Annotated in this window: 1 protein-coding gene and 1 pseudogene; one reads left to right on the top strand and one right to left on the bottom strand. The window is 39.8% G+C overall.

Annotation, left to right across the window (positions count from 1 at the left end; genetic code table 11):
* Positions 1–89 (bottom strand): annotated as a pseudogene (locus tag ACMZ6U_RS10395) (IS30 family transposase); the annotation flags it as partial.
* 502 nt (positions 90–591) lie between these two features.
* Here ACMZ6U_RS10395 and ACMZ6U_RS10390 point away from each other — a divergent pair.
* Entirely contained in the window at positions 592–1,002 is a 411-nt protein-coding gene (locus tag ACMZ6U_RS10390; protein ID WP_416108342.1) for a hypothetical protein, read from the top strand.
* The last annotated feature ends 356 nt before the right edge of the window (positions 1,003–1,358 follow it).

Raw genomic sequence — 1,358 nt, 5'->3', positions numbered from 1 at the left:
GACGCAACAATAGCACTGACTGTTGCACCTTCTTGGTAGTATGCCTCTATCATAACAAGTTCGTTTGTGGTAAGATGAGTGTAGGTCATTTATGTTAGTTCCTTTCAGACAAATGTGGTAGTTTATCTGAGCCTAACATAGATGGCTTTTTCTGTCTAGCTTAATTTTACAAATTGGGCAGTATAAAAAAGGACGCCTTATTTTAGGGCGTCTATTGTGCTGTAAAACCTTAAAAAACCTTATATAAAAACAGCGATAGATGAATAGCTTGGATAGGAAAAGCTCCCCATCCCCCCGCCTAATATAAAATGGCTGATCACATTGATTGGGAAACCGATGGAGAGGGTCAACTATCCAAATATTTGTCTTCTCACGCGTAAGGGGGGGTATCCCTAAATGTTGGGAATTGTTGGGTACGAGAACTTGAAAAAACTTGATAAAACTTGAAATAACCCTAAGAAAACCTAAGAACATGAAATAATATAGGCAAATGTCGGAAACGACGTTAGATTAGGAACAAAAAAGACAGCCATCGCTGACCGTCCTCCGTGTTAATAAACATTGCTTTATCATTATACCACGGAGGGTAATATGGACGCTAAACAGCTAATCAAAGAGTTACAAACGATTCCTAAGTTTATCAGAGATTTGGAAGAAGACCGACAAGCGACTCTAAGCCTAGTTTACGGCTCTCACGGCTATTCTGATACAAGAGTGCAGACCAGCACAACAAACGCACAGGAAGCTAAAACGGTGGCTTATTTGGATAAAAACGATTATATGTTGAAACATATTGAACAGTTACACCAAGAGCGTCAAAGATTACTTGAGTACGTTTATGGAGTTAAAGACATGAAACTTGTTCTAGTATTGATCACTATAATCAACAGTCAGACACTGACTGAAGCACAAGATAGACTAGAAATTGGTAAGTCAAAATTCTTTAGAGAGAAAAAGAAAGCAATGGAAGCTTTGGACGAGGTGTTGCTGAATCAAAGCTAAGATAACGGCTAACACTAAAGCAGGCGTTAATTGTTCGGCAATACCCCCTATCTTTTTTATCGGGGGTGGGAATGTTCGGAGAATGAGAACGCCGCCCTCTTCCGTGCAAAAAGTTCCCTTTTTGAATTTTTTGAAATGAAACAAAAACCCTATGCCTAAGCTATTTTAGAGGTACGAAAGGGATTTAACTCTACCCGTAAGATAAAATAAGTGATATAATATAGACAAAGGTAGAGAGGTCGAGCACCCACTGGAGCGCGGTTTCTCTACCAAAGAAGCATAGGCCTTCTAACGCCCATGAAGCAATTTATTGTGGAGGCGGTGGGAGCGTCTATGCTTTTTGTTATCACGCGCAT

It is taken from the genome of Streptococcus pluranimalium (assembly GCF_047785745.1).
Classification (GTDB): Bacteria; Bacillota; Bacilli; order Lactobacillales; family Streptococcaceae; genus Streptococcus; species Streptococcus pluranimalium_B.
Note: the sequence above shows the minus strand (reverse complement) of the source record. Positions and strands in the feature narration are given on the sequence as shown.

Excerpts from the sequence above, each read along its gene's own strand:
- ACMZ6U_RS10390 (WP_416108342.1), top strand. The coding sequence starts at position 592 with ATGGACGCTAAACAGCTAATCAAAGAGTTACAAACGATTCCTAAGTTT.